General features: G+C 70.8%; 3 protein-coding genes. All 3 read left to right on the forward strand.

Annotated features, from left to right (window positions below; translation table 11 throughout):
- Positions 1-132 precede the first annotated feature (132 nt).
- Entirely contained in the window at positions 133-1,005 is an 873-nt protein-coding gene (gene rapZ / locus G6022_RS06075; RefSeq protein WP_179525333.1) for an RNase adapter RapZ, read from the forward strand.
- Positions 1,006-1,009: 4 nt separating this feature from the next.
- The gene (gene yvcK, locus G6022_RS06080; protein ID WP_182610570.1) at positions 1,010-2,011 is read left to right on the forward strand and encodes a uridine diphosphate-N-acetylglucosamine-binding protein YvcK; all 1,002 of its coding nucleotides are present in this window, start codon (positions 1,010-1,012) and stop codon (positions 2,009-2,011) included.
- A gap of 22 nt (positions 2,012-2,033) precedes the next feature.
- The coding region (whiA, locus tag G6022_RS06085) for a DNA-binding protein WhiA (protein ID WP_182691183.1) at positions 2,034-2,438 on the forward strand (405 nt) is incomplete at its 3' end.

Raw genomic sequence — 2,438 nt, forward strand, 5'->3', positions numbered from 1 at the left:
GCGGACGCGGCGGCGGACGCGACGGCGGACGCGGCGGCCGCCGACACACCGGGTCCGGACGGGTCCGGCGCCGGCGTGGGAGACTCGGACCGTGCGGTCGGCGATGGCGGAACGAGCGACTCGAGGTGAACCATGGACATGAACGATGAGAGCCGCGAGCTCCTGCTCATCTGCGGGATGTCCGGTGCGGGCAAGGGCACGGCGTCGAAGGTGCTCGAGGAGTTCGGCTGGTACGTCGTGGACAACCTCCCGCTGAAGTTCATCGGAGAACTGGTGGATCGGCTCGGCGAGACGGAGGAGGAACCCCGGAGGTTCGCGATCGTGGCGGACGTCCGCAGCCTGGGGTTCGACGAGCACATCGGCGAACTGCTGGGGCGCTTCGACGGACGCCCGCAGGCGAGGATCCTGTTCCTGGACGCCTCCGACGAAGCCCTGGTCAAACGCTTCAACAACGTCAGGCGGTCCCACCCCCTTCAGTCGGGTGACGGCCTGATCGACGGTATCCAGCGGGAACGCAAGGTGCTGGAGGGGATCCGCGGCCGCGCCGACGTCGTGGTCGACACCACCGCGCTGAGCGTCCACGACCTGCGGCACCGGCTCGAGAAGCCGTTCGGTGACCTGGGGTTCGACTTCCACCTCACCGTCGAGTCCTTCGGCTTCAAGTACGGGGTACCGGTGGATGTGGACATGCTGCTCGACATGCGGTTCCTGCCCAACCCGCACTGGATCCCGGAGCTGCAGGCGCACACCGGCCGCGAGAAGCCCGTCCAGGACTACGTGCTGGCGGACGAGTCCATCGAGGAGTATCTCCGCGCCGCGGTGACGATGATCGGTCTCGCGATGACCGGGTACCGGCGGGAGGGCAAGCGGTACATGACCATCGCGGTCGGGTGCACCGGCGGTAAACACCGGAGCGTGGCGATCTCCGAGTCACTGGCCGGGCGGCTCGCCGGCCTCGACTCCGTCGACGTCCACGTCCGGCACCGTGACCTCGGACGAGAGTGATCGCATGACCGACCAGGCCACGGTCGACGGATCCGACCGGATGGGATCACTCGTCGCGCTCGGCGGAGGACACGGGTTGTCGGCGACCCTGCGCGCCGGACGGATGGTGGCCGACCACGTGACCGCGGTGGTGACCGTCGCCGACGACGGCGGTTCCTCCGGGCGTCTCCGGCGCGAACTCGACATCCTGCCCCCCGGAGACCTCCGGATGGCACTGTGCGCACTCGCCGCCGACGACGACGAGCACGAGCAGCTGACCAGCCTGTTCCAGCACCGCTACGGCGGAACCGGTGCTCTGGCGGGCCACGCCGTGGGAAACCTCGTCTACGCGGGGTTCTGGGAACTCCTCGGCGATCCCGTCAAGGCGCTCGACGCCGTCGGGTCGATGCTCGGGGTGACCGGGCGCGTGCTCCCCATGTCTCCGGTCGCCCTCGACATCGCCGCGGAGGTCGTCGGCCTGGAAGCCGACCCCCGGGTCGTGCGCACGATCATCGGCCAGGTCGCGGTGGCGACCACCCCCGGCAGCGTGCGGCGGGTACGCCTCATCCCCGCCGACCCGCCCGTGGCGGAGGGCGTCGTCGAGGCCATCGAGGCCGCGGACATGGTCGTCCTGGGGCCGGGATCGTGGTTCACGAGCGTCATCCCGAACGTGCTGGTGCCCGAGATCGCGTCCGCCCTGGCCCGCACGGCCGCGACCCGGGCGCTCGTCCTCAACCTGGCGCCGCAGCACGGGGAGACCGCCGGGTTCTCCGCCGAACAGCACCTCCACGTCCTGCGCCAACATGCGCCCGAGGTCGACGTCGACGTCGTCCTGGTGGACCCGCGGATGCCGCTCAGCGGGACCGAGCGCGAGCACCTCGACCGCGCCGCGGCGGGCCTCGGCGCGCGGGTCATGGTGGCGGACATCGCCAGGACGGCACCGGATGGGACGATGAGACCCGTACACGACCCCGCACTGCTCGCCCGGGCGCTCGCCGCCACGGTGACGGCGGGGGCCGATGAATGACCGGAGAACGAAGGAGCAGGGCGTGTCACTGACCGCACAGGTCAAGTCCGAACTGGTGAGGGTCCCGGTGGGCAACTCCGAGACCAGGAAGGCGGAGATCGCCTCGCTCCTGCGGTTCGCGGGCACCCTCCAGGTCCTCTCGGGACGCCTGGTGATCGAGGCGGAGGTCGATTCGGGTGAGATCGCCGATCGCCTGTCCGGGGAACTCGACTCGCTGTTCTCGGTCCCCTGCGAGATCCACCCGATCGGGGGATCCGGGGGGAAGCCGGCCCGGAAGTTCGTTCTGCGGGTGATCGACCGGGGTGCGGACCTGACCCGCCAACTCGGCCTGGTCGACAGCGCCGGTCGCACGGTCCGCGGGTTGCCCGCCGCGGTGGTCGGCGGGTCCGTCGCGGCCGCGGAGGCGTCGTGGCGGGGGGCGTTCCTC

It is taken from the genome of Dietzia sp. Cai40, assembly GCF_014145165.1.
Lineage (GTDB): Bacteria > Actinomycetota > Actinomycetes > Mycobacteriales > Mycobacteriaceae > Dietzia > Dietzia natronolimnaea.